At 47.4% G+C, this 24,093-nt stretch carries 29 protein-coding genes and 2 pseudogenes; 28 read left to right on the plus strand and 3 right to left on the minus strand.

Annotation, left to right across the window (positions count from 1 at the left end):
- The first annotated feature begins 10 nt into the window (after positions 1 to 10).
- On the plus strand, positions 11 to 358 hold the full coding sequence (locus NST99_RS15345) for a hypothetical protein (RefSeq protein ID WP_341092833.1): 348 nt from the start codon (positions 11 to 13) through the stop codon (positions 356 to 358).
- On the opposite strand, the gene NST99_RS15350 is transcribed toward NST99_RS15345, so the two are convergent.
- A complete protein-coding gene (locus NST99_RS15350) occupies positions 350 to 961 on the minus strand; it encodes an Ltp family lipoprotein (RefSeq protein ID WP_341092834.1) in 612 nt (203 codons plus the stop codon). The two genes, NST99_RS15345 and NST99_RS15350, sit on opposite strands and share 9 nt — an antisense overlap.
- Before the next feature lie 206 nt (positions 962 to 1,167).
- Between NST99_RS15350 and NST99_RS15355 the strand changes: the two genes are divergently transcribed.
- The 5 genes from NST99_RS15355 (at position 1,168) to NST99_RS15375 (ending at position 5,158) form a co-directional block, all read left to right on the plus strand.
- Complete coding sequence (locus tag NST99_RS15355; RefSeq protein WP_341092835.1) at positions 1,168 to 1,443, plus strand: hypothetical protein; 276 nt, start codon at positions 1,168 to 1,170, stop codon at positions 1,441 to 1,443.
- A 146-nt stretch (positions 1,444 to 1,589) separates the two neighbouring features.
- Positions 1,590 to 2,114 carry a sigma-70 family RNA polymerase sigma factor gene (locus NST99_RS15360; protein WP_341092836.1) on the plus strand — a complete coding sequence of 175 codons (525 nt, stop codon included), beginning with the start codon at positions 1,590 to 1,592 and terminating at the stop codon, positions 2,112 to 2,114.
- A 52-nt stretch (positions 2,115 to 2,166) separates the two neighbouring features.
- On the plus strand, positions 2,167 to 3,288 hold the full coding sequence (locus tag NST99_RS15365; RefSeq protein ID WP_341092837.1) for a hypothetical protein: 1,122 nt from the start codon (positions 2,167 to 2,169) through the stop codon (positions 3,286 to 3,288).
- Positions 3,285 to 4,274, plus strand: coding sequence for an ABC transporter ATP-binding protein (locus NST99_RS15370; protein WP_341092838.1), 990 nt, complete (start codon positions 3,285 to 3,287; stop codon positions 4,272 to 4,274). The genes NST99_RS15365 and NST99_RS15370 overlap by 4 nt, the downstream gene beginning before the upstream one ends.
- Complete coding sequence (locus NST99_RS15375) at positions 4,271 to 5,158, plus strand: ABC transporter permease (RefSeq protein ID WP_341092839.1); 888 nt, start codon at positions 4,271 to 4,273, stop codon at positions 5,156 to 5,158. The genes NST99_RS15370 and NST99_RS15375 overlap by 4 nt, the downstream gene beginning before the upstream one ends.
- Positions 5,159 to 5,253: 95 nt before the next feature.
- Here the strand turns inward: NST99_RS15375 and NST99_RS15380 are convergent, their stop codons facing one another.
- A complete protein-coding gene (locus NST99_RS15380) occupies positions 5,254 to 5,580 on the minus strand; it encodes a winged helix-turn-helix transcriptional regulator (protein WP_038591312.1) in 327 nt (108 codons plus the stop codon).
- 166 nt (positions 5,581 to 5,746) lie between these two features.
- Between NST99_RS15380 and NST99_RS15385 the strand changes: the two genes are divergently transcribed.
- The 12 genes from NST99_RS15385 (at position 5,747) to NST99_RS15440 (ending at position 14,657) form a co-directional block, all read left to right on the plus strand.
- Positions 5,747 to 6,529, plus strand: coding sequence for a GTP cyclohydrolase II (locus NST99_RS15385; RefSeq protein WP_076109261.1), 783 nt, complete (start codon positions 5,747 to 5,749; stop codon positions 6,527 to 6,529).
- A 165-nt stretch (positions 6,530 to 6,694) separates the two neighbouring features.
- Positions 6,695 to 7,759: an ABC transporter ATP-binding protein gene (locus NST99_RS15390; protein ID WP_340898532.1), complete on the plus strand. Its 1,065-nt coding sequence runs from the start codon at positions 6,695 to 6,697 to the stop codon at positions 7,757 to 7,759.
- A gap of 70 nt (positions 7,760 to 7,829) precedes the next feature.
- A complete protein-coding gene (locus NST99_RS15395; RefSeq protein ID WP_341097659.1) occupies positions 7,830 to 8,624 on the plus strand; it encodes an ABC transporter permease in 795 nt (264 codons plus the stop codon).
- Positions 8,625 to 8,673: 49 nt separating this feature from the next.
- Complete coding sequence (locus tag NST99_RS15400) at positions 8,674 to 9,417, plus strand: ABC transporter permease (protein ID WP_341097660.1); 744 nt, start codon at positions 8,674 to 8,676, stop codon at positions 9,415 to 9,417.
- 182 nt (positions 9,418 to 9,599) lie between these two features.
- Positions 9,600 to 10,343, plus strand: a complete 744-nt coding sequence (locus tag NST99_RS15405) for an AzlC family ABC transporter permease (RefSeq protein ID WP_341092841.1) — start codon at positions 9,600 to 9,602, stop codon at positions 10,341 to 10,343.
- Complete coding sequence (locus NST99_RS15410) at positions 10,340 to 10,654, plus strand: AzlD domain-containing protein (protein WP_341092842.1); 315 nt, start codon at positions 10,340 to 10,342, stop codon at positions 10,652 to 10,654. The genes NST99_RS15405 and NST99_RS15410 overlap by 4 nt, the downstream gene beginning before the upstream one ends.
- A 29-nt stretch (positions 10,655 to 10,683) precedes the next feature.
- Entirely contained in the window at positions 10,684 to 12,213 is a 1,530-nt protein-coding gene (gene pdxR, locus NST99_RS15415; RefSeq protein WP_341092844.1) for a MocR-like pyridoxine biosynthesis transcription factor PdxR, read from the plus strand.
- An 82-nt stretch (positions 12,214 to 12,295) separates the two neighbouring features.
- The gene (locus NST99_RS15420; RefSeq protein WP_341092846.1) at positions 12,296 to 12,523 is read left to right on the plus strand and encodes a hypothetical protein; all 228 of its coding nucleotides are present in this window, start codon (positions 12,296 to 12,298) and stop codon (positions 12,521 to 12,523) included.
- The gene (locus tag NST99_RS15425; protein WP_341092847.1) at positions 12,495 to 13,262 is read left to right on the plus strand and encodes an ROK family protein; all 768 of its coding nucleotides are present in this window, start codon (positions 12,495 to 12,497) and stop codon (positions 13,260 to 13,262) included. The genes NST99_RS15420 and NST99_RS15425 overlap by 29 nt, the downstream gene beginning before the upstream one ends.
- Before the next feature lie 72 nt (positions 13,263 to 13,334).
- Positions 13,335 to 13,487 carry a hypothetical protein gene (locus tag NST99_RS15430; protein WP_341092848.1) on the plus strand — a complete coding sequence of 51 codons (153 nt, stop codon included), beginning with the start codon at positions 13,335 to 13,337 and terminating at the stop codon, positions 13,485 to 13,487.
- A 49-nt stretch (positions 13,488 to 13,536) separates the two neighbouring features.
- On the plus strand, positions 13,537 to 14,049 hold the full coding sequence (locus NST99_RS15435) for a GNAT family N-acetyltransferase (protein ID WP_341092849.1): 513 nt from the start codon (positions 13,537 to 13,539) through the stop codon (positions 14,047 to 14,049).
- A gap of 71 nt (positions 14,050 to 14,120) precedes the next feature.
- Positions 14,121 to 14,657 (plus strand): hypothetical protein, encoded by a 537-nt coding sequence (locus tag NST99_RS15440; protein WP_341092850.1) that lies wholly within the window; start codon positions 14,121 to 14,123, stop codon positions 14,655 to 14,657.
- A 135-nt stretch (positions 14,658 to 14,792) separates the two neighbouring features.
- Here the strand turns inward: NST99_RS15440 and NST99_RS15445 are convergent, their stop codons facing one another.
- Positions 14,793 to 15,233, minus strand: coding sequence for a DUF4395 domain-containing protein (locus NST99_RS15445; protein ID WP_341092851.1), 441 nt, complete (start codon positions 15,231 to 15,233; stop codon positions 14,793 to 14,795).
- A gap of 390 nt (positions 15,234 to 15,623) precedes the next feature.
- On the opposite strand from NST99_RS15445, the gene NST99_RS15450 reads away from it, so the two are divergent.
- The 10 genes and pseudogenes from NST99_RS15450 to NST99_RS15495 all read left to right on the plus strand — a co-directional run bounded on the left by NST99_RS15450 (position 15,624) and on the right by NST99_RS15495 (position 24,091).
- Positions 15,624 to 16,283, plus strand: coding sequence for a response regulator transcription factor (locus tag NST99_RS15450; RefSeq protein WP_341092852.1), 660 nt, complete (start codon positions 15,624 to 15,626; stop codon positions 16,281 to 16,283).
- An 80-nt stretch (positions 16,284 to 16,363) separates the two neighbouring features.
- Positions 16,364 to 17,656, plus strand: coding sequence for a sensor histidine kinase (locus NST99_RS15455; protein WP_341092853.1), 1,293 nt, complete (start codon positions 16,364 to 16,366; stop codon positions 17,654 to 17,656).
- A 60-nt stretch (positions 17,657 to 17,716) separates the two neighbouring features.
- Positions 17,717 to 18,799: a hypothetical protein gene (locus NST99_RS15460; protein ID WP_341092854.1), complete on the plus strand. Its 1,083-nt coding sequence runs from the start codon at positions 17,717 to 17,719 to the stop codon at positions 18,797 to 18,799.
- 573 nt (positions 18,800 to 19,372) lie between these two features.
- Positions 19,373 to 20,185 carry a nucleotidyltransferase domain-containing protein gene (locus tag NST99_RS15465; protein ID WP_341092855.1) on the plus strand — a complete coding sequence of 271 codons (813 nt, stop codon included), beginning with the start codon at positions 19,373 to 19,375 and terminating at the stop codon, positions 20,183 to 20,185.
- Between the two features lie 257 nt (positions 20,186 to 20,442).
- The gene (locus tag NST99_RS15470; protein WP_341092856.1) at positions 20,443 to 20,616 is read left to right on the plus strand and encodes a hypothetical protein; all 174 of its coding nucleotides are present in this window, start codon (positions 20,443 to 20,445) and stop codon (positions 20,614 to 20,616) included.
- 198 nt (positions 20,617 to 20,814) lie between these two features.
- Positions 20,815 to 21,695, plus strand: a pseudogene (locus NST99_RS15475) (RNA-guided endonuclease TnpB family protein); the annotation flags it as partial.
- 263 nt (positions 21,696 to 21,958) lie between these two features.
- Positions 21,959 to 22,615 (plus strand): uridine kinase family protein, encoded by a 657-nt coding sequence (locus NST99_RS15480; RefSeq protein WP_341092857.1) that lies wholly within the window; start codon positions 21,959 to 21,961, stop codon positions 22,613 to 22,615.
- Between the two features lie 94 nt (positions 22,616 to 22,709).
- Complete coding sequence (locus NST99_RS15485) at positions 22,710 to 22,991, plus strand: hypothetical protein (RefSeq protein WP_341092858.1); 282 nt, start codon at positions 22,710 to 22,712, stop codon at positions 22,989 to 22,991.
- A gap of 32 nt (positions 22,992 to 23,023) precedes the next feature.
- A pseudogene (locus NST99_RS15490) lies at positions 23,024 to 23,102 on the plus strand (phosphotransferase-like protein); the annotation flags it as partial.
- Positions 23,103 to 23,311: 209 nt separating this feature from the next.
- Positions 23,312 to 24,091, plus strand: a complete 780-nt coding sequence (locus tag NST99_RS15495; RefSeq protein WP_341092860.1) for a CPBP family intramembrane glutamic endopeptidase — start codon at positions 23,312 to 23,314, stop codon at positions 24,089 to 24,091.
- Positions 24,092 to 24,093 lie beyond the last annotated feature (2 nt).

The raw sequence follows: 24,093 nt of genomic DNA on the forward strand, positions 1-24,093 counted from the left end.
CTTGCCGGCAATGGCGGATGATAGTTTGTTTCCTGATCTGGACCTTGCGGACCTTGGCGAGGTCGAGCTTATGGAATCTGTTGTCTCCGCCAACAAATGGACTTATATGATTGATTACCGTAATCGGCGCGCTGTGCTTGATGATGCTGGCTATCCTAAAAAGACTTTAACGTGCAAGCGTATAGCTTCAGGCTTCGTCTCATATTATACGTTGTTAACTTCTGTCCTTTTTTCACCATTAAAAAATGCACCACTTAGATTTCATCAAATAAAACAGGGGGTTTATTCCAATGTCTATTCTAAGGGGTGCACTTCAAACTGGTCGGCGGGCTTTTTTGCTTATTTTATCTTATTTTAAATTATCTATTGCGTATTTTGCTTCTTCTTTGGTAAATTTTTCTCCGTATTCTGAAATCAATTGATCGTAAATAGCCGAATCTGACATACTCATTTCTTCTGCATATAATTGTGCCTTTTTCAATGCATTTTCTTTCCAATCAAATACAATGTTATCAATGGCATATTTAGCGGCTTTTTTATCAAAATTCTCTCCATATTCAGAAGTCAACTGATCATAAACGCCTGTCTTTGACATATTCATATTTTCTGCATACATTTCCGCTTTCTTTAATGCCGCCTTGTATTCCCTAGGGATACTTTTCTCTTTTGCCTTGGCTTCAGCATCAGCAGCTTTTTTTGCTTCCTCGGCCTCCTTGGCCTTTTTCTCCTCTTCAGCCTTCTTAGCCTTTTCCTCAGCGGCTTTCTTTTCTTCTTCACTCGAGGCAGATGGTTGACTTGTAGGTTCCGTCGTAGCCTCGGCTACAGCTGCTTTAGCGGGTTCTACAGTAGCTGAGGGCGATGGATCAGCAGAGTCTTTATCGTCACCCATACTCCCAATAACTCCAATCACAAGAATCATTATAACCCAAAACCACCATTTTTTATAAATCGGCTTTTTCATGTTGTTCCCCCTAATTCTGATAATAAATTACAAAAATAGTCTATCAGAAATGGGTAATATTTACTATGTATATTACAAAGGACATTATATATAAAGGCCAGCCATGCACGACCGACTCGTAGCGGGTTCCCGCGACTCACTCTCCAAAATCGGGGAGTGAGTTTCGGCCGGTTCCCTACCGGCCAGCAATGGCAGGGTATTTATTTGTGTTCAGGAAAATTTCCCCTATCGTCACATACATAATGTGGAAGGTTGAGGATTTTAGAAGGGAAGTTAAACGGCGAATAGATGAAGCGCGTAATGCCGGTGCGGAGTATGCAGATATTGTTTCTGGAGATATGTACCGAGAACTTGGTGGTTATCCTGGATCAAGTCATAGTATGCCTTTATGCTGCAAAGCAATGTATGATTATAAAAAGCCCATTGATATAACTTTGGAGGCGCCGCCTAAAGGGAAGGGAGCAACCCTCAAAATTCGTTAATTATTTGAAGATAGCAGCAGTTCCTTTTTTCATAAAAAGGGGCTGCTTTTTTTGTTTGTGGTAAGATGTTTTTGACGTTCTCTGATACAAAAAAGCTCCAGGCTTCGTCTTACTTATAGCTGCAGCTGATAAGGAGGATTAAAACAATGGATATTCCGGAATCTGATATATTCAAAGCTCTATTTTATGAACACTATCCTGTGGTACGGCGCAAACTTGCTGCTTTGGTACGTGATGAGACGGCAGCGGACGATTTAGCCCAGGATGTATTTTTAAGACTTTACCGCAATCCGCCGGATGACCCCGGAGCGCTCGGTGCCTGGCTGCATAGAGTGCTTACCCGGATCGGATATGATTATTTGAATAAAGTAGCCAGAGAACGGCGGCTGCAAAATAAGCAGGAGCTCCTCTTCGATATTGGGGCCTCGCCTCCTACAGGTGAAGAGGTGGTGCTCGCCAAGCTGGACCAGGAGGATGTCAGGACCTGGCTGGAAAGCCTGCCGGACAGAGACAGACAGGCGCTGTTGCTGAGGTATTCGGGTTACAGCTACGCAGAGATCGCCGGAGAACTCGGTGTAAAGCCGCCGGTTGTCGGAACACTGCTAAGCAGGGCCACAACGAAGCTAAGGCAGCACGCGGTAGAGACGCTCCCACAGACGACTAGACCGTGAGGACAGCGGCGTTTGGAATTTTGCTTCATATATTACTTAGGAGGAACGAACAATGACTAATCCTATAAAACATGAATCAGATCAGCTGAACATGGATGAAGCTTGGGCCAGGCTGCAAGATAGCATTGCGCAGGAACCGGTAAATCCGGTATGGGCAGCATGGGGCCAACAATCAACGACACACAATGATCCCTTAATAAATGCTGCTTCTACAGCAGGTACAGCCGGCAGTAGGGATGCAATGACGCAGATAACAGGGCAGGCTGATTCTGCTACGGAAGGCAAGAAAACGGGAAGACGGACTCGACGGCCTCAGATGAACCGCCGGCGGAAGTGGGCGGCAACAGCGGCCAGTGTAGCTATCTTCGCTGCTATTCTCGCCACTCCGGTAGGAAGCACGGCTATGGCAGCAATCCTGAACCAATTCCGGATGCAGGAACCAACAGTTGTGAATGAAAGCGATCTGCGGAATATCTTCAATCAGATTGCCGAGGGGGGAACTGTCGGCGAAGCTGCCAGTAAATTCGGAGCGGTCTCGAGTTCGTCCGGAACCATCGATGGAGCGGTGCCTATTAATGATTTGCAGAAAACGCTGGGGTACAGCGCAGTCAGCGGGGAAGGCTTTGACCAAGTCAAGTCTGCTTGGATTAGTCCTTCCCAGGAGATGACCCTTATGCTGAACGTCGACGCAGTTAACGAAGCGTTGCTGCGCCTGGGATCAGATCAATTGCTACCGGAATCTATAGATGGCAAGCCGATAACTCTGGCTATTCCTGAGATCGTCCGCTACGATTTATCCACGGACAATCAGCATTGGGCGAGCTTTACTCAGATGAATACGCCAGTAGTGACGGTAGATCCGTCTATCGACATAGAAGAAGCCGTAAAGGCTGTCCTTGACTTTCCGCTTCTCCCGGATCATCTGAAATCCAGTTTGCAGCAAAGCCGGATTCTATCTGGCGACATTCCATTGCCGCTGATTAAGGGGCAGTTCTCAGAAGAAATCACTATTGACGGGACACCGGTTATTTTTAATAAAAACGAATATAGCAGTGGAGCGCAATATAGTGCGACTTGGGTGAAGAACGGCCAGTTGTTTGAATTCTCCGGAGGAGAAGTGTATTCGGACAAAGATAAGTTTATGACGAAACTGCAGGAGCTGATCACATCATGAGCATTCCCGCAATAGAAGCCAACTCGTTGACCAAAGAATACAGCAACGGGCGTGGTTGCCGGGATGTAACGATTCGTGTGGGGAAAGGGGAAGCCTTTGGCTTCCTCGGCCCCAACGGTGCCGGGAAAAGCACCTTTGTGAAGATGCTGGTTGGACTTATCCATCCTACAGGCGGAAGCGCCTCTTTGTTAGGACATAAAATTGGTACGATGGAAGCCAAGATGAAGATCGGTTATCTGCCGGAGCTGTACCGCTATCAGGAATGGCTGACCGGGGAAGAGGTCGTGCGGCTCCATGCCAGATTATGCCGGATTGATAAAACTGTGGCCGATCAAAGAATTCCTCAGCTGCTTAATGAGGTGGGGATTGGACAACGCGGACGGGACAGGGTCAAGCATTACTCCAAGGGAATGCAGCAGCGGCTGGGACTGGCTTGCGCGCTGGTGAACGAGCCGGAGATCGTTTTCCTGGATGAACCTTCATCTGCGCTCGACCCGATTGGACGCATGGAAGTCAGGGGTATTCTGGAGCGCTTGAAGGAGCGCGGGATCACTATTTTTCTCAACTCTCATCTGCTTGAGGATGTTGAGGTGCTGTGCGACCGGATGGCACTGCTGAATAACGGTCTTATCCTGCGGCACGGCACAGTATCAGAAATATTAAATAAGCGAACGAGCTGGCATTTTAAAGTGGGCGGCTTTTCGCCTTTTTTGCTGTCCTGGCTGAATGATTTTACCGGACTGTCCATCAACATCTCTTCGGGTGAAGACAAGCAGGAACGGGACTCCTTGCAGGGAACGGCTCCTGACAGTGGAATTGTATGGCTGGAAGCAGAGCTGGAAAGTGAAGAGCAGGTGGGCTGGCTGAATGCGGTTTTTATAGAACAGGGTTTGACTTTATATGAAGTGAAACGTAAAAAAGAGCGTCTGGAGGAATGGTTTATGGATGCGGTATCCGGACTGAGTCACAGGGGGGAGCGGGAATGAGAATTATACTCGGGATGACCTGGAAGGAAATGCTCCGCAAAAGGGTGATGATGCTGACCCTGGTGATGACAGTGATCTTCCTGTTTGCTTTCTGGTTTGTGGCCGGCACTATCGGAGGAGATCGACGTTTTGGCGGCGGGTCCGGGATCATGAATGGCAGTATTCTTATTGAACGGTTTACGAATGGGGCATTTATACTGACGTTAGGGTTTTTCTTCGGATCGTTTGTCATCGCTTTTCTGGCGATCTTCAGCTCCTTCTCGGCCATTGCCGGGGAAGCGGAGCAGGGAGTGATGCAGGCGATGCTGCCCAGACCGATTCCACGCTGGAAATGGTATCTCGGCCGCTGGCTTGGCTATGTCACGCTGGGGTTACTCTACGCACTGATACTTTTCGCGGCTATTCTATTCATTACGAATGCCCATGCCGCAATACCTAGAGATATGTCAGCCTTGGTTAAAGCCTTCCTGATTTTTGCTTCAAGTGTTCCGCTGTTGATCACATTGTCGATGCTGGGCTCGGGATTTTTTTCCGCGCTCGGGAACGGGGTATTTATGACGATGCTTTACGGTGCGGGCTTTCTGGGAGGCATGATTGATAAGGTGAGCTCATCGCTGGGCCTGGAAGGCGATGCACTTCATATGCTAAACAATATGACAGGCTTCATGTCAATGCTCATGCCGGTTGATGGTTTGCAGCGCAAAATGACGGCAGTGCTGTTCAGTCTGGACGATCTTGGCGGTATGGTCTCGTTCAGTGGCAGCGCTTTTTCACTTCTTAATTTGAACTCAGTTCCCTCGAATTCATTTGTGGTCTACGCTGCGGTTTATACTGCTGCTCTTTTCACAATCGGCTTGCTGCGGTTTCAGCGGAAAGATTTATAAATACGGTTTTCCAGAAAATATGAACAACAATAAGCGCCCTTTTTATTCCGGCTGCCGGAACAAAAAAGGGCGCTATTGATGCTGCGGACCCCATATCATTTGGTTGCGCCGATCTCAATCCACTCTGTAGACCAGTTGCTGATTTCTCCAAGAATAGGAGCCAGGGCAGTGCCTTTGTCCGTCAGCGAATATTCAATGCGTACAGGCATTTCAGGATAAACTGTACGCGTGATAATGCCCTCATTTTCCATTTCCTTCAAGCGGTCAGACAAAACCTTTCCGCTGAGATTGGACAAGCAGCTCTCGATTTCACCAAACCGGCGAGGGCCATTCATTAATACAAATACGATCAGTGCAACCCAACGTTTGCTAAGCACATCTACTGCTTTTTCAAAGCGTGGACACATCTCGAAGTCATTCATTAAGATCACCTCTGCATTCATTATATCATAAACTTACAATAAGTAATCATAATTATTTAAATATATATTATAACTTGACGAAGTTATATTACAATGATAAACTAACTTACAAATAGTTACTCGAAGTTAAAATTAAAAATATTTAAAACTTTAGGACGGTGCACTTATGATTAAACCTGATATCCTTTCTATATTGCAGAATAAGATCAAACGGATAACGATGGATGATTCCACTAATATACTGGTCGGACCGATTACGCTGCCGGTGAATCTCGATGGAGAAACAGTCACTTTTAAATGGTACAGCTGGTTGAAATCGGATGACGTTGAATTGCAGGGCGGGGATTCTATAGAAGCAACTGAATTATTGATTTCCCGTTTGTCTTCCATGAATCTTGCTGATAGTCAGCAGTCCAGTGTACTCGTTTACGGTGATTTCGAAGACTCGGACGAAGCTTTGATCCGCATGCACAGCATCTGCCATACCGGCGATATTTTCGGCAGCAAGCGCTGTGATTGCGGCTTCCAGCTGCGCCAGTCGATGAAGATGATTGCCCAGCACGGCTCCGGTGCGTTGTTCTACCTGGCCAATCATGAAGGACGAGGCATTGGTCTGTTCAGCAAGGCAATGGCCTATATTCTTCAGGAAGAAGGTTATGATACTGTGGAAGCCAATCTGGAGCTTGGCTTTGCCGATGATTCCAGAGACTATAAGGATGCCATCAGCGTACTGCAGCATCTGCGCAGCAAACCGGTGACACTGATTACGAACAACCCTAAGAAGATGGACGCCTTGAAGGCTGCCGGCATGAACACGGTGAAAAGAATTCCGCTATGGGGTGACGTTTCCGTATTCAATGAGAAGTACCTGCGCACAAAGGTAACGCGGTCCGGCCACTTGGAAGCTGTGAAAAGTAACGATTTCTTTGAAGGCAGAGTCGCCAAATAATGCTGTTATCCAGCTACATTCCTGATTTCCCCGCAGAAACGGATGCCGTTTGTAAATGGACGGTATAACCGTTTCTGCTTATTTTACGATAAACGGGTAGTGCTTTTGTAATCCGTGCATTATAATGGGGTACTGAACCCAATCTTTAGCTTAGCGAGGTACAATATGAACGCCATTCAAGTGCAGGACTTACGCAAAACGTTTAAAGTCCAAAAGAACCGCGAGGGCCTCAAAGGGGCCTTCGCTGATTTGTTTAAGAGGGAATACTCCGAAGTGACGGCAGTGAAGGACATTTCGTTCACGATTCCTCAAGGTGAAATCTGCGGATATATCGGTGAGAACGGTGCAGGCAAATCGACCACGATTAAAATGCTCACCGGCATTCTCGTTCCGACCGCTGGCAGCTTGACTGTAGGCGGGTTTGTTCCGTATGCCGAACGTGAGAAATTTGTGCAGAACATCGGGGTAGTCTTCGGGCAGCGCAGCCAGTTGTGGTGGGATATCGGCGTGATCGAGTCTTTTCAGCTGCTGCGCAAGGTATACCGGGTCTCCGAACAAGATTTCAAAAAGCGGCTCGATGAGCTAGTGGAGCGTCTGGAGCTGCAGGATCTGCTGAACCGGCCGGTCCGCAAGCTTAGTCTCGGCCAGCGGATGCGCTGCGAGCTTGTGGCAGCATTGCTCCATAACCCCTCGATTCTGTTCCTGGATGAACCGACCATTGGTCTCGACATTGTCGTGAAATCGGAGATCCGCGAGTTTCTGAAGGACATGAACCGGGAGCATGGAACAACCATTCTGCTGACTACTCATGATCTGCAGGACATTGAAGCGCTCTGTTCACGGGTCATTATGCTCGATGATGGGCGGATTATTTATGACGGCGGTCTGGAGGACTTGAAACAGCGCTGGGGAACCGGGCGTGAGGTGGTATTCCAATTTGGCACAGCTACAAAGCTCAGCCGGATTATGCAATGGACGGAAGGCATGCCGGTGACCTGGACGGCCGAGAACGACCTCGCCGCCAAAGTCTGGATTCCGCTGGAGCTGAATGTATCGGATGTGCTGGGACGCGTGGTAGGCCAGGCGGACATAACAGACATCAAGATTATCGAAACCAACACGGACGATATTGTCCGCAGCATTTATCAGTCCGGATCGGCGGAGAAACCGGAAGAGATGATCGCGGCTTTGCAGGAAGAGAAAGAGGTCATACATGTCGGACAAGCTTAACGCCGCTGTTTCCAGCTCCGCGGGTGGCTCCTCTTCCTCTGGAGGACAGCCGGAAAATGGACGCAGACTTCTGCTGGGCGCTTATTTTGATTTTATCCGCATCCGCTTTCTAACCATGCTCGCTTACCGTGTTAACTATTATTCAGGGATTCTAATCTATACGCTTAATATTGGGGTGAACTATTTCACCTGGAAGGCCATTTATGGGAACGGGGAGTCACTTGGCGGGTTTACAGGAGCGCAGATGACCACCTATGTGGCCGTCTCGTGGATGGCGCGCGCCTTTTATTTCAACAACCTGGACCGGGAGATCTCCACGGATATCCGTGACGGCAGCATCGCCATCCAGTTCATTCGTCCTTATAACTACGTATTGGTCAAAATGATGCAGGGACTCGGCGAAGGGTTATTCCGCTTCATGATGCTGATGATTCCGGGGATGGTCATCGCCATTCTGTTATTTCCGGTGCAATTGCCGACAGAGCCTTCGGCCTGGGCCGGCTTTCTGGTCATGCTCTTCTTCAGCTTCCTGATCAGTTCACAGATTAACGTTATCACAGGGCTGTCCGCTTTCTTCGTGGAGAACAATGAAGGCATGATGCGCATGAAGCGGGTCATTGTAGACCTGTTCTCCGGCCTGATTATCCCGATCAGCTTGTTCCCGGACTGGCTGTCCGGTGTGCTGAAGGTTCTGCCCTTCCAAGCCATTACCTACCTTCCGGGTTCCGTATTTACGGGCCGGGTACAGGGTGTGGGCATATGGAATGTGCTCGGTGTCCAGGTGTTCTGGTTCCTGGTGCTGCTGATTCCAATTGTCTGGCTATACCACGCGGCGCGTCAGCGGCTGTTCGTGCAGGGAGGGTGAGGAAGGTTTGTATTATCTGGGATTGTTAATCGAATATTTGAAAAATTATATGAAGACCCGGTTGACCTACCGCGCCGATTTCTGGGTGGAGGTCATTTCGGATCTGCTGTTTCAAGCGACTAATTTTATTTTTATCCTTGTGATCTTTATGCATACCGACAGCCTGGGCGGCTGGAATCAAAATGAAGTGGTGTTCGTATACGGCTTCTTTATGGTCCCGTACGGCGTCTTCAGCTGCTTCGTGAACATGTGGGGCTTCAGTGAGCGCTATATTGTCAAAGGCGAAATGGACCGGATTCTGACCCGGCCGGCGCATAACCTTTTTCAGATCTTTCTGGAGAATGTAGACCCGCCAGCCCTGTTTGGTTCGATCATTGGACTGATTATTATGGCAATCAGCGGTGCGAACCTCGGACTGCCGTTCGAGTGGTGGACGATACCGGCAATGATCCTCCTTACGCTTAGTGCGGTAGCCATCTATACGGGGATTTACACCACGCTGACTTCATTGTCATTCTATTCCGATGCCCCGACCGGCATTCTGCCGCTGATGTACAATATTCAGAGCTATGGCCGTTATCCGGTCACAATCTACAACCGGGCTATTCAGGTACTGCTCACCTGGGTAATTCCGTTCGCCTTCGTCGGTATTTACCCGGCGGCGCTCTTTCTGGAACGGGATGAGATGCGAGGAATGGCGCTGCTGACTCCTGTAGTCGGTGCGGTATTCCTTTGCCTTGGCCTTGTTTCTTGGAACTACGGGGTTAAACGGTATAAGGGAGCAGGCTCCTAAAGCAGCTTATCAGCTATAAAATAGTATCAGCAAGGCAGACAGGAGGAAAGACACCCTGTCTGTCCTTTTTTTGCCTCAATAGAATTGGTATGGTGGATAGAATGCAAAGTGGTTATTTCCCGGTACAGACCGAACAGGTAAGCTGGCTGTGTGGTTTAAATGTGCTAAGGGAGTGATCAAACATGGGTGTCGTTGGAGCCGAGTTTAAAAAAGGGTGTTTGGATTCTTTGCCGATTGTCGCCGGTTTTATTCCTGCCTGTTTTACTTTTGGGCTGGTCGGCAAGGGACTTGGTCTTGGAAGTCTGGAGGTTTTTCTGATGTCGGCACTGATGTATGCGGGCACAAGCCAATTTGCTGGCGTCAAGCTGCTTGCGGCAGGGACGGCGGCGCCTCTTATATTGCTGCTGACCTTGGTTATTAATTTAAGATACCTGATGATCAGTTTGTCCTTTTCAGGGTCGGTCAGACGAAACCTCAGTACTGCGGTGAAGGCGTGGATCGGCTTCAGTCTAACAGAAGAGGTCTATGCGGTAAGTATGCTAAGCGATAAGCAGAGTTTAGGGCAGGAAGCAGCGGACGGGCAAACACCGGAGTTGCCGCTGCATTATCTTCTTGGCCTGCAAATTCCTCCATATGCTGCGAATCTTGTGTCCACAGCGGCTGGTATATCCCTTGCAGCCTATATTCCGGCCGCTTTTTTACCCGCGCTGAACACCTCGCTATATGCTTTATTGATTGCATTAATTGTTCCTCAGCTGCGGGGCAACAGGCGCAATCTGGTGATTTGCCTGTGCTCGGCGTTGTTCTCCTGGCTTCTGCAGCCCTACCTTGGGAGTTCCGCTGTGCTTGCCGCCATGCTGGCAGGAATGGCTGCCGGCCTTCTCATTCCAGTTCGGGTTAACAGGGCTGTGGAGGAGGCCGCATGAACATTGCCGTGATTGTTGGCATGGCGCTGATCACCTTTTTGCTGCGATTCACGCCGCTGCTGCTTACCCGTGATTTCCTTCCGAAAACCGGTAAAATCAAGATGATGCTGGATCATTTGCCGCTGGCTGTACTGAGTGCCTTAACGGTGCCGGGAATCTTCCAGGTAGATCCTAAAGCTCCGCTGATCGGTATCGCTTCCGGCGCTGCCGCTGTTATACTGGTCTTAGTCCGTAAAATACCGCTGCTGCTTGTTGTTCTGGGTGCGGTAACAGCGGCAGTTATAGTAAAGGTGATATCATTAAATTTCTGATAAATGATGAAAATGTGGAGGGGTGACCGATGAAGCATGAGCTGCTGATCACGCTGGACAGAGATAGGGCAGTACCTTTAAACCGGCAGATCTATGAGCAGATTCGGACAGCTATCCATTCCGGAGCTTTAAGTGGAGGCGATCCTTTGCCGCCAACGAGAATGCTGGCTAAGCAGTTATCCCTCTCACGAAGCGTGGTTCTGCAGGCATATGAGCTGCTTCAAGCGGAAGGCTACCTGGAAATGCGCAAAGGTGCGGGAACGTTCGTTACGGGTCTGCAGTCTGAGCACGGTTCATCAGGCGATGACCCTGTCATGGAAATGACAGTGCAGGAGGACCCTCAAGTTCACTTAAAGAATGAACTGGACCTCTCTTTGCTTATACCTGATCCAATCATGGATCATGCAGGCCCTGGTGCCGTGTTTTGTGATTTCCGCCATGGTGTGCCTGCCTGGGATGCCTTTCCCATGGACAGCTGGCAGAAAGCGCTCATGAACGCCTGCCGCAGCGCCACCCCTCAGACACTGGGCTATGGACCTGCGGAAGGCTCATTTTCCTTGCGCCAGGAAATTGCCCGGCTGCTGCGTTCAACACGTTCCATTCCCGTGACTGCTGAGCAAATTGTGATTACAGCGGGGGCAACGCAGGCTTTGGATATTTTGGCGAGGTTATGTTTGAGCAAAGGCGACGGCGTGATTATGGAAGATCCCACCCACCATACGATACGCGAAATATTCAGGTTCTCCGGCGCTGAGATTATACCGGTAACGGTGGATGAGGAAGGCATAACCGTTGAAGACTTCGACAAACGTGTTCTTCAAGCGGCTGAAACAGGTCAGGGCAAGGTTCCAAAGCTGATTTATGTCACGCCATCCCATCAGTTCCCGCTCGGGGCAACGATGTCATTAAGCCGCAGGATTCAGCTTCTGAAATGGGCAAAGTCGCATGACGCATTAATTATTGAAGATGATTACGACAGCGAATACAGATACGATGGTCCGAAGCTGTCAGCACTTGCCGGTCTGGATTCCGGCAGCAGGGTGGCCTACATCGGCAGCTTCAGCAAAATCCTGTTTCCGGCGCTCCGCATAGGCTATATTATCCTGCCCCCATCCATGATCCCGGGATTTCTGGCGGTCAAATGGCTTGCCGACCGGATGTCTCCTGCTCTGGATCAGGAAGCGCTGGCTGAATTTTTGAAGTCTGGACAATATGCCCGTCATGTTGCCCGAATGAATAAGCTCTACGCCGGGCGCAGAAGTTGTCTGCTTCACAGTCTGAAGAAGGAGTTTGGCCCGCGGGTGCGTACGTTTGGTGAAGAGGCAGGCCTGCATGTGCTGGTTGAGCTGGATTCACCGGCAAATGAAAATGATATAGCGGCAGCTGCGCTTCGGTATGGCGTACGTATCTATCCAGCCTCTTCATACTTCGTGGGCTCCAAGCCGCAGAAGCCCGTATTTCTGCTGGGCTACTCCAATCTTACGGAAAGCCAGCTGGAGAGCGGGGTGCAGGCGATCCGCAGGGCGGAAGCCGATGCGAAGACAATGGGCTTGCACTGATATGGCACTTGTAGGGTTTTGAAAAAGTTGAAAGATCATCACTAACATAAAAATGAAATTGGCGGAATTGAGGAGGTACTGGATGAAATCATATATCCTTGGGGTAGATTTGGGTGGAACGAATATCAAAGCAGGACTGTTTGATACCGATTTTACAGTAATCCGGGAATTGTCAACGGCTACTGAAGCCGCGAAAGGACCGGCATTTGTGCTCGAACGGATCCGAAATGCGGTTCATCTTGACGGAGGAGCATGGAGTTGCTTTGGAGCAGATCCAATGCATGGGAATGGGTGTCCCCGGTTTGCTTGATCCGGAAGAGGGACTGTCCATCTTCTCTCCCAATTTTCCGGATTGGGAAAACATACATATTGTAAATGAAATGAAAAAGTTCTTCAGCTTTCCTGTATTTATCGATAACGATGTGCGAGCCAACCTGTACGGTGAATGGCAGTTTGGCGCAGGCAGAGGGTATAGAAATCAGGTGTTGCTTACGCTAGGAACGGGACTAGGTTCAGGAATCATCGCTCAGGACACGGTGCTTTACGGTACTACCTTCAGTGCCGGGGAAATCGGGCATATGAACATGTACAGGAACGGTCGCCCTTGCCGCTGCGGAAGCTCCGGCTGTCTTGGGAGGTACGTGTCCGCTGTAGGCATGGTCAACACTTTTAAGGAAAAGCTGGGTGAAGGCAGAACCAGCATCATTCAGACGTGGACAACCGGTAATAATGATGCCATAACCGCTCTGATGATCTCTGAGGCGTATGATCTTGAGGACAGCCTGGCTGTCGAGGTGATGCATGAGACAGGGGTTTTGCTTGGGTTTGGACTGGCCAATGTCATTAATCTGCTGAACCCGGACGTGGTCATTATCGGCGGGGGAATGGCGGCGGCAGGGGACAGGCTGCTGCGCAGCGCCCGGGAAACGGTAAATGCGCATGCACTGAAACTGGCGGGCGGCAAATGCAGGATTGTTCAGGCTCAGCTTGGCAGCAGGGCCGGAACGCTGGGGGCTGCATACTACGCGTATAAGAAGGTTCAGGAATGAAGCTTAAATCTATCACACTGGAGTATTGATAAAATCGAAAATGATATCGAACAGCCGCTTTCCGCTCCAGAAATGGACTATGTAATCCGATTTGAGGAGCCTGTTAAGTTTGCCCAAGCACTGCCGGAAAGTGAAGATCCAACGGAACAGCCCATCTCGTCTGTTTATACATCTATTCCCGATACTCATATCTATAAACAGATTAATGGACAGCAGAGTGAATAGCAAACACTGAAAAAAAGCAGCATTCTGCTTGAATGGAGGAAGACATGCCATGAGTTTACCTGTACAGATCCGTCCTATGACCCAAGAAGACATAGAGATGATCTATGAAGGTTTATTTGATCACGATATCAGTAAACCACTAGAGTATATCAAAAGCTGCTGGGAAGAAAACCGTAGTAAAGAAAGAGTGACGCTCCTGGTGTTTCTTGAGAGTAAGCTTGCAGGCTGGGGCCATGTGGTGCTTCACCCGCAGTACCCATACTTTAGAGAGCACGGAATCCCTGAAATCCAGAACTTTGACATTATCCCCCCGCTCCGCAAGCTGGGCATAGGAAGTCTGCTTATCGAGGCGCTGGAAAAAGAGGCATTTATGCAGTCGGACACGATAGGTATAGGCTTCGGGTTGTATGCTGACTATGGCACTGCACAAAGAATGTACATCAAGCGCGGCTTTGTCCCCGACGGCAGAGGGATAATGTATAACGATATGCCCGTAGTTCCAGGAAGCCAAATTTGTGTGGACGATGACCTGACGCTCTTTTTAATCAAAACCAAATCATAAAACATTTAATTCCGATCAAAATAGCGCATGCTATGCTATATAGAGCGGACAGAACAAGCAGGAGGGCGAAAATGAAACGAGAGATCCAGCATGTACCCTATGGCTATGAACCACCGGCCAGCGAACGCAAAGGAACGCTAGTTTTCTATGATTCCTTTGAGCATATAAGTGATCAGGAGCTGGCTGAGGCAGCCCGGACGGCTACGGAGCGCAAATTCACCAAGCTGGTGCTGTATCCGTTGCATGAAGAAACAGTAAGGCGGATGACGAAGGAGCCTGTACAGGCTTATTATAAGCGGGAAGACCGTTTGCATGAGTGGAGAAGAGAACAGGGACTTTCATTTATCACTGTGGAAACACTGGAGGGAAAACGGAAGAAATATACGCCGCTCGATTCTGCGCTCCGTCATATTAGCGACGTGTATCCTTCGCCGTATTTCCTGTATCTGACACCAGAGATGGCTAATTTGTTTGCTTCTTATTCCTCCTTTGAGGAGTGGATCGTGAAGCTTCGGCTTATTCTGAGCGAAACTCCATCTACTGTTCATCCAAGGCTTGAGAAATTTCGCCATCGCTGGGATGATGCGGGCGACGAAGAGAGGAAATAACCTGTGGCAGGAGTTGGCCAGCACATTCAATGCCAGTCTCAAGCAGCAGTGAAGACCCAGGTCTCATTGCTGCTTGTTTTGTTGTTGCCGGTAACAATGTCTGCTGCGGCTGCTGTCATTACACGCTATACAGCGTTATTGAGTGCTTCCCTGTTTGCGTCTGTAGTTGTACATTCTCCACTGGTAATGGATAAAGCAGCCAATGCAGAATCCAAGAATAGCGACAGTTGCTGCGACCGCTACCAATGCGGTGAAGCTATATGCGGCAATATTCCAGCCTGCCAGGAAGCTGATCAGACCAGCGGCAAGACAGAAGACGGCTATACTTTGATTAAATTGCTGCTGCTCCCAATCTTCGTGCACATAAGCAGAGCGTTCTTTCTTGAGGAAATTTACCCCAACCTTCATCACGGGATTGTATCCGAACAGTAAACCGGACAAGCCGGCGGCTAGGGGAATCGCAAGTATCCAATGTTGTCCTGTAAGCCAGGTTAATAGTACGGAGATCACGATAACTGCCTGGTTGGTTTTGACCAATGGTCTGGGGATTCCTTTGGATTTGATATCTTTGCCCATCTAATTCACACCTTTCGCATTGGAATTTATTAAATTATAGCGGATCCCTCTGCCACTAGCAATCAGAAAAGACTTTTTTAATCTCAAAATTTCCATCCTTTAGTTTTTTTTGTCTGCCAATTACCTTCTGCAAAAAAAAGACTTAAACGTGACTTCCAGCGCCAAACCGAAAGAGTCATGAAGAATTCTGAAATCTGGTATGTTAAAGTGTAAATAGTTAACAACACAGGAAAGAAGGGTTGAATATGATCTATATTGTGCTGGTCGACTGAGGCTTTATCGATACGGATTGTAAAGAATTCGCGCTAAATTTGTAAGCTGATGCTAGCGGATGAAGTCTATGCGAACAGAAATTTTCGCTATTTTAGGAATCAGGAGGATATTCAGTGGATGGCCCATATACTAGTGGTTGAAGATGAACAGCCGATCAGCGATTTGATTTCCATGAACCTTAAGCTGGTCGGACACACATATTCCAAAGTTTATACCGGTTCAGAGGTTTCAGGAATTCTAGAACAGGAGCGAACGGATCTTATTCTGCTTGATGTGATGCTTCCCGGTATGGACGGGTTTGAAGTGATGCAGCAGATTGCCCACTTGCGGATTCCGGTAATTCTGATTACGGCCAAAAATGCATTGGCAGACCGCATCAAAGGGTTCGAGTTAGGTGCGGATGATTATATTATTAAACCCTTTGAAATCCTTGAGCTGCTGGCCCGTATCAATGTCGTTCTGCGCAGGAATGAACAAACTGCCTCTGCTTTTATTTGCGATGAGGTGGAGGTCCGGTTTCCGGAACGTCAGGTCCGGGTAGACCAGTTGCCGGTGGATTTGACCACCCGGGAATTTGAGCTGCTCGAAGTATTGATCCGCAACCGGAATATAGCCCTCTCTAGGGAAAAACTGCTTGAATTGGCCTGGGGTTATGATTTTGCCGGCGACACCCGCACCGTGGATGTCCATATCCGTCAGCTGCGCAAAAAACTAGGCTGGGAAGAACGAATCAAAACCGTATTCAAGCTGGGCTACCGCCTGGAAGTTCAGGTCTAGCCATGCGGTTCTGGCATAAGATTCTCCTCTCCGTCCTCGTGCTCTTCATAGCAGCCCTCGATGTAAGTGTAATTATGGTGATGAAAAAAAGCTGGCAGCTGAACATGGCCAGCGAGACCAAGCGGGCGGCCAGCGAGCAGCTGCTGATTGCGAATAATATATACGAGAATCTTGATTCTATCCTGGCACGGGGCATCACCCTCACCCCTGTCTTGCTGCTCAGTGTGGCTGAGTCATATGGTGAACACTACCGTACACAAGGAATTGGCTTGGAGCTGCGGGAGAACGGACGGCTAATCTACCCGAATACGGGCAGAAAGGACGGTATGCAGGATGAACATACCATCCGGTTATCCATGCCGCTTCCTGCTCCTTACCAGCATTTGGAGCTTGCCTATAAGCGCGACATCAGCGGGCTGTATGCCCAGCAGCAGGAGCTAAACCGCTTCTTTGTAATGATTAACTGGATTGTAGGTCCGGTGCTGGCGCTGCTGCTCTATCTCCTTATCCGCCAACTGACCAAGCCGCTCAAGCAGCTGTCGGAGACGACCAAGACGATTGCCGAAGGTGATTATTCAAACCGTGTGGAGCTGCATAGCAGAGATGAATTCGGGGAACTGGCCTTCAATTTCAACCGGATGGCTTCGGTGGTGGAGCAGCGGATGACTGATCTCTCCGACATGGCCGAGGATAAACAGCGGATGGTCGATAATCTTGCCCATGAACTGCGTACACCGCTGACCAGTATGCAGGGATTCGCTGAATTTCTCACTTCGGCGAACATTGGCCAGGAAGAACAGATAAAGGCCGGCCGCTATATTTGGAGTGAAACGGTCAGGCTGAAGAACCTTGCCTTTAAGCTGCTTGATTTGTCAGTCCTCCGGCACCAGCCTCTGGTGCAGTCAGAGGTGGATGTTTCCGGACTGTTCGAGGCGGTAGTGCAGACGGAACAGCAAAAATTAACAGAGAACGGAATACTGTTACAGATTGACAGCTCCATCCCCACCGTGTGGGGAGATGCGGATCTGCTGGCATCCTTTCTGGTGAATTTGATCGAAAATGCCATGCATGCTTCAAAGCCAGGCTGCCAGATCCGCTTGCTAGCCTATAATCAGAACGGGGAGGCTGTGCTGGAAGTGCGTGACAGCGGAAGCGGGATGACGGCGGAACAGAGCAAGCGTGCCTTCGAGCCGTTCTATCGGGCGGACCCGGCACGTTCACGGACCTATGGCAATGCCGGTCTCGGTCTCTCCTTATGCCGGCAAATTGCCGAGGCGCATCAAGCCAGAGTTGAGCTGAAGTCTGTTCTTGGTGAAGGGACAAGCATCCGCATCTTTTTACAACTCCATAACAACTGTCCTCCTACTCCATAACATCTTGGGATTAAGGTATAGACAGATTTAACATCTTTGATCCCAATGGAGGTAATACAATTGAGCAAGAACAAAGTGTCCGCTACGTTAGCTGTTATCCTATTCTCAGCAGCCGTGCTCGCAGTTAGTGCGACTCTCGTCCCAAGCTTTGTGAACTCCGCAGTCGTCGCCAAGAACAGTCCGGAAATTCAGGGTAGTGCCCAGCTGGCTTTAACCGGAAGCACCGTCCCTGTGCTGAAAGTGGAGGCACCGGCGCCGGTGTCCACTGTGAAAGAAGACCTGCTTAAGCAGATGACTGAGGCGCAAATCCAGCAGATCTATGACTTCATAGACAAGCCGGGCGATCCTCATACTTCAGGCCGGGAAATGACCGAATCAGAAGGGAAACGCAGACTGGTTCTGGATGACCAGTATGTGTATGATGGGCTCCGCCCCAAACAGCAGCTGCCGTTAAAGCCGGGGCAGGCAGAAATGTATCTGGATTTGGAGACCAATACATACACATACCCGGAGCGGAGTTTGACCGATGAAGAGCTGCTGCAGCTGATTGACTGGGCCTATCGGGTCAATTACATCTCGTCCAAACGAACTGTGACGGCGCCCCCCCTGCCGCAGGAATTCAGCAAGGCTGAAGCGCAGGCGCTGGCGGCTGAAAGTGTGCGCAAGCTGTTTGATGCCGATATTTCCAAGCTGCAAACGACAGTTATTCTAGATGAACTAAGACTGGACAAACATCCAACCTGGAGCGTTCATTGGTCTCCTTATAAGTGGCAAACCCTGCGAGGGCAAGGCAAGGAATTTTGGCAATATCACGTTATAATTGATGCGAAAACCGGGGTCGTGATGGATACGACAGCAATTAATGTGGCGCTGAAAAGAACTCCCATCGACAAAGCCGCCGCCAGTGCCATTCAAAAGGATGCCAGCTGGATTCACAAAGCCACCCAGGTCGTTACGGACAAGCAGGGGGAAACCAGAACTATCGTCAAAGCATATCTGACTGATACCGAGGTTAACAACAAACGCGGGATGGTAGCAGTAAAACTGTTGTTGGAAGACGGAAGCAGCTATACAGCGGAATTCCGCTATCCGAATCAGGCCCTGCGCTGCCTTCTCTATGACGCTGCCGACAAGGCCGATTAAGCAGGAACCGTTTCAAAAAATCGATTACAAAGTTCCAAATAACGAGAAAACAAACTTTTCAGCCCTTTCGCTTCCCTGCAGGAAGCCGGAAGGGCATTATTCGTTCCGGGTGTCAGAAGAAAATCGAGTTTTATATAGAATTACACAAAAACCTGAAACCATTTCTAAACATAAAGGATTAGCTACTGTTAAACTATAAGAGATGGCTGAAGTAGCAATAAAGGTATCTATGGGTATGACCGGTTGAGCTAGCCGCGAACGATAGTTCAGTGAACAACGAGCAGTGATGTAACCGATCGGCTCATTGATGATTTGATTAAAAGTCGGACTATAAAAGACGATGGGATATTGACCCAAACGAACCTGAGGTATTCATTCGGTGGCTTAGGAACACGTGGATAAATTGATTGTTGAACTAACGTAGAAATTATACCATCATAATTCCAAGAACAGGCTGCCGCGGATCCATACGACAGCCTTTGCTAACTATAGGACAGAAGATAGGGTTCCAATATGGTGGTATTATAGTATTGGCAAAAACTAAAAATAGAAATTCAAAATGGAGTGATCTTAATGTTGATCCAATCATTTGAAGACGAAACACTTGAGCGAACCTTGTCCATATTTGTCGATGATATCCGAGCCATTCTTAATAGAAAGTTGCGAAGCATTTACCTTTACGGTTCGGCCATTCACAATGATTTATCCCCGGGATACGGGGATTTGGATTTTCTCGTTGTAATTGGTGAGGACCTTAGCCAAAATGAAATCGAACTTTTAAACAAACAAAGATCCATTTACAGATCATCCCTTCTTAGAAGATCCGTCGATAGACAGGTTCCCAACCTCTACACCGATATGCTTGAGGGTGCCTTTCTTACGATTAGTATGCTGAGTGGGGAAAAGGGCAGCGGCTTGTGGTGGGGAACAAAGCGTGAATCCGTCTGGACGGAAAATCAATTAGATCTGTTCACCCTGTACACGATCAAGGAGCAGAGTATCTTGTTGTATGGTAAGTCCCATCTAGACAATGTGCCATCGTACTCGAGGGAAGAGTTCATTAGCTTTTTTAAAGAATATGCCAAGTGCATGCGGAAGTTTGGCAAGGGAAATAGCCTACATTCCGTTGACTGGCTTCTGTTAGCTTCCAAATTTATAGCTTGGTGGCAGGAAGGTGTCATCCTGTCTAAAAGCCAGGCAGCAGATTGGGGGCTATTACATCTTAGTGGCGGATGGAAAGAGAATTTGAAGCGATGTAAGAAGCTAAGGAAGGATCCATCCATGGTAACATGTCTAGAGTATTCCGAATGGCTGAGTAATTTGGAGCCAGCCATAATAGAAGCATCACATGATCTGGATAGAACTCTCGAAACAACTATTCACTAAAGTTAAAATCTTTATAGTCTATAAAAAGAAAGTTAATAATAACTTTTCCGTTAACAGGAAACGAAAGCTCACGCAGGTTAGTAGATTAAAACCTCCCTTTAGAAGCAAACATAGATGTAATAGCTTCTAAGGGGGGAGCGGAATAGTTGCTCATCTGACGGGGGCTACAGTGAAAGAAGCTGCAACGTTGGGGGGATTGTTGAATAAGGTATACCATTGTAATATAGTAATTTAACAGTGAGATATTGGAGGTCCTTATGGAATTCAAAACTGCAAATGTAAACCATCTTCCTGCAATTGTCCGTTTATTAGCAGATGATGAATTGGGGGCTACCCGTGAGCGTTTTGAACACCCACTGCCCAAAGCATACAGTGATGCTTTTGCAAAGATTGAACAGCAGATTGGTAACTCCATAATCGTTGATAATTGATGTATGGAACAAATTGGTATTATAAAATATGGTTCACGGTGTGCATTTAAGCGCGCAGCGTCGCATGTTATAATAGTTTTATCTTCAAAAGCCGAAAAGATTCCGACCTCTATAGGCGGAGATGAATAGGCGTTTTCACCTATTCAGCGAACATATGTGCTATATTGTGAGAAAATACTACAAAAGGGGGTGTCGCACATGATCGTTCATCAAGCCTATAAATACCGCATCTACCCGAATACCGGGCAACAGCAACTCAGTCGTCGAATGTTTGGCTGTTGCCGCTTTGTATTCAATCATTTCCTGGAAGAGTGGAACCAAACCTATGCCGAGACAGGCAAAGGGTTGTCCTATCAGACCTGTGCGACACAGCTCCCCGTCCTAAAAACACAATATGACTGGCTCAAAGAAGTCGATAGTATTGCTTTACAGTCTGCCGTTCGGCATGTGGCAGATAGCTTTGACCGCTTTTTCAAAAAGCAAAATCAAGCGCCGCGCTTCAAAAGCCGGAAGCATCCAGTACAAAGCTACACCACGAAATTCACGAACGGAAATATCGCCATTGAAGTCAACCGATTGAAGCTTCCCAAGCTCGGCTGGATGCGTTTCGCCAACTCTCGGAAGCTGGAGGGTCGTATACTGTCCGCTACGGTACGGCAAAACGCCAGCGATAAGTATTTTGTCAAGCAGATGCACATATCGGCATTGACTTGGGGCTTAAGGAATACGCTGTGTGCTCAAGCGGGGAGCATTTTGCCAACCCCAGGTTTTACCGTCAATACGAGAAAAAGCTTGCGCTGTGGCAGCGGCGTTTGACGAGACGCACACCAGGGGGCTCCAACTGGAAGAAAGCCAAGCAACACATTGCCCGTATTCACGAACACACTGCAAATTCCCGGAACGATTTTCTCCACAAGATGACAACGAAGCTGATCCGTGAGTGCCAAACGATCAGCATCGAACATCTGCGTGTGGCGAATATGATTCAAAATCCCAAACTCTCCAAGTCCATCGCTGATGCGTCCTGGGGCGAATGGATGCGTCAGCTGACGTATAAAGCATCCTGGTATGGACGAACCCATCCACCCCTCCAAGCGTCAGCTAAGTGGTGGAGATTCAATTCGTCGCATTATGTCGCATTATTATATGAAATATATCGATCAGGGTGCATTAAAACTAGCTCGGAAAGTTAAAAAAAAGATGACCGCATAACCCAAAAAAGCGTAGTGTTGAAACCAACAACTCTGCGCTTTTTTTGTGCAAATTACCTACTTTTGTATGGAAACTGCCTTATAATTAAAAAATAATGAACATCAATTAATAGAATAAAATGGGGGTAAATATGGATCAGGTATTACATAAGATAGCCAATTTGATTAACGGTGAGGTTAAAAGAGTCATCATTGGGATTTCGGGTCATGGTGCATCTGGAAAGACAACGTTTGCCCATAATTTTTTAAAGCTTCTGGAACATGATGATGTGAATTATATTAATACTGACCCCTATATTATCAGCTCTCAGCTTAGGAAATACACTTTTATCGACTATGAATATAACAATGAACATCATCATGAAAAAATGACTGCTTGTCACCATGCTGCTCATAATATATTCGCTTTAGAGAGAGACATTCATATGTTAAGAGATGGTTTAGATTTTTATACGATAGGCACGAATTATACAAAGAGTACGTTAATATCTTCACACAACAAAATAAATATAGTGGAAGGCATGAGTGTAGCCTTTACAGACCCAAATTTGTATGACCTGAAAGTTTACTTATATACGGATGGAGAAACCGAGTTGATGAGAAGGAGTATACGTGATGTTTCTGAAAGAGGAACAGATATTAATTATTTAAGAAAATCGCATGAAGAGCGTAGAATTCAATATGATTTATTTATGCACCCGTATCATCAAAAATTTGATGTAGTTTTAAAAAATTCCAATCAAGAGTATATTCTTGAAAAAGGCTGTTTTAATTTAAAATGGAAATAAAGAGAGATTGGAAATTGAGATTATATGGAAAGTCGACATAAATAATGCATGCTACAAATGGGTGAAAAGAGGTACTGATAACAAGGAGGTCACTATGAAAAAACCATTATTTCGAGCACTAATTGTAGGACTAATATTTGTATTTGTTTATTATGCTATTCAATTTATTCAAGGGGTGTATCTTACAATGAACTCTGTTCCAGATATTGTAGATAAGTACAAATCGCTTGATTATCTACAACGTGAAATCGCATTTGGAAATGCATATAGTCCAATGTGGAGAATGATAGAAGTCACTGTTTTGATGCTACTTGGAATAGTTGTTTATTATATAGGGAAGTTATTGAGAAGGACTAGCCCTAAGAGGCGTAAGTAAGTACATTGCAACTAATAAGGGGTATAAACAGGATGAGCAAAGGTAGAATCGTATTTTTAAACGGTGTTACGAGTTCTGGGAAAACATCTATAGTAGATGCATTACAGTTAAAATCGCACAGTAAGCACATCATTTTAAGACCCTCTTTCCTTCGGGATTGAGGTTTTTTTTTGCTAATAACTGAACGACGAAAGCACCGTCCAATTGTGGGGAGAACTTCCTTCTTTCGGATGGTTTATGACGATCGTCACTTATCATATGACGGTCTTCTTAAATATATTTACTACGGGAAATAAATTAGTCAAGAAGGAGCGGGAAGGTTGAATAACGAAATAGAAATCAAGCAGTATAGTGTTGGAAAAATATTGGGTTTATGGGCTTTAGTCACGTTGCCAATGTTCTTTATTCGATTCGGACTGATGCCGTTTCTGGTGCCAATCGTCAGTTTTCATCCGCTTATTGTCTTTTGGATGCTTATGATTGTCGGCATGATCTGGCAGTTTGTACTATCTGTCATCATCTTGAAAAAAGAACTGGGCAGTTTAAGCTGGGAGAAGCTGAAAAAAAGACTGTGGCTGAATCATCCGGTTCATCCGAAAAAATTTAAAGTTTACAAAGTCGCTTATACATTTACGCTTCCAATCATCCTATACGCTTTTTTCTTTGAAAACTCAGGTATGTTCCAGTTTGTAGGAGAAGCGCTCAACCGGATTTTCCCGTTTATGGCTCCTCAGGAGTATACAAAGATACAAAATCTGATGGCTCCTGAATTTGTCGGTGCCTGGTATCTGCTCGGTATTGCGCTTGTCAGTTGTTTGTTTAATTATTTACTGGGAGAAGAGTTGTTCTTCCGTGGCATTCTGCTGCCGCAGATGAAGGGAGCCTTTGGAAGATGGGATTGGGCCATGAACGGCGTTTTGTTCGCTTTTTACCACCTGCATAAAATAACAGATATCCCTATGATTCTCATCGGATCGATTTTTTTCGGCTTTTTAAATGTCAGATATCGCAGCTTTTGGCCATCCGTCATTATTCATGGGGTGGAAGCCATACCAGTGCTTGTAGGCGTTATTGCGGCCATTCTAGGAATCATGCTGTGAAG

The organism is Paenibacillus sp. FSL L8-0470 (assembly GCF_038008625.1).
Taxonomy (GTDB): domain Bacteria; phylum Bacillota; class Bacilli; order Paenibacillales; family Paenibacillaceae; genus Paenibacillus_AQ.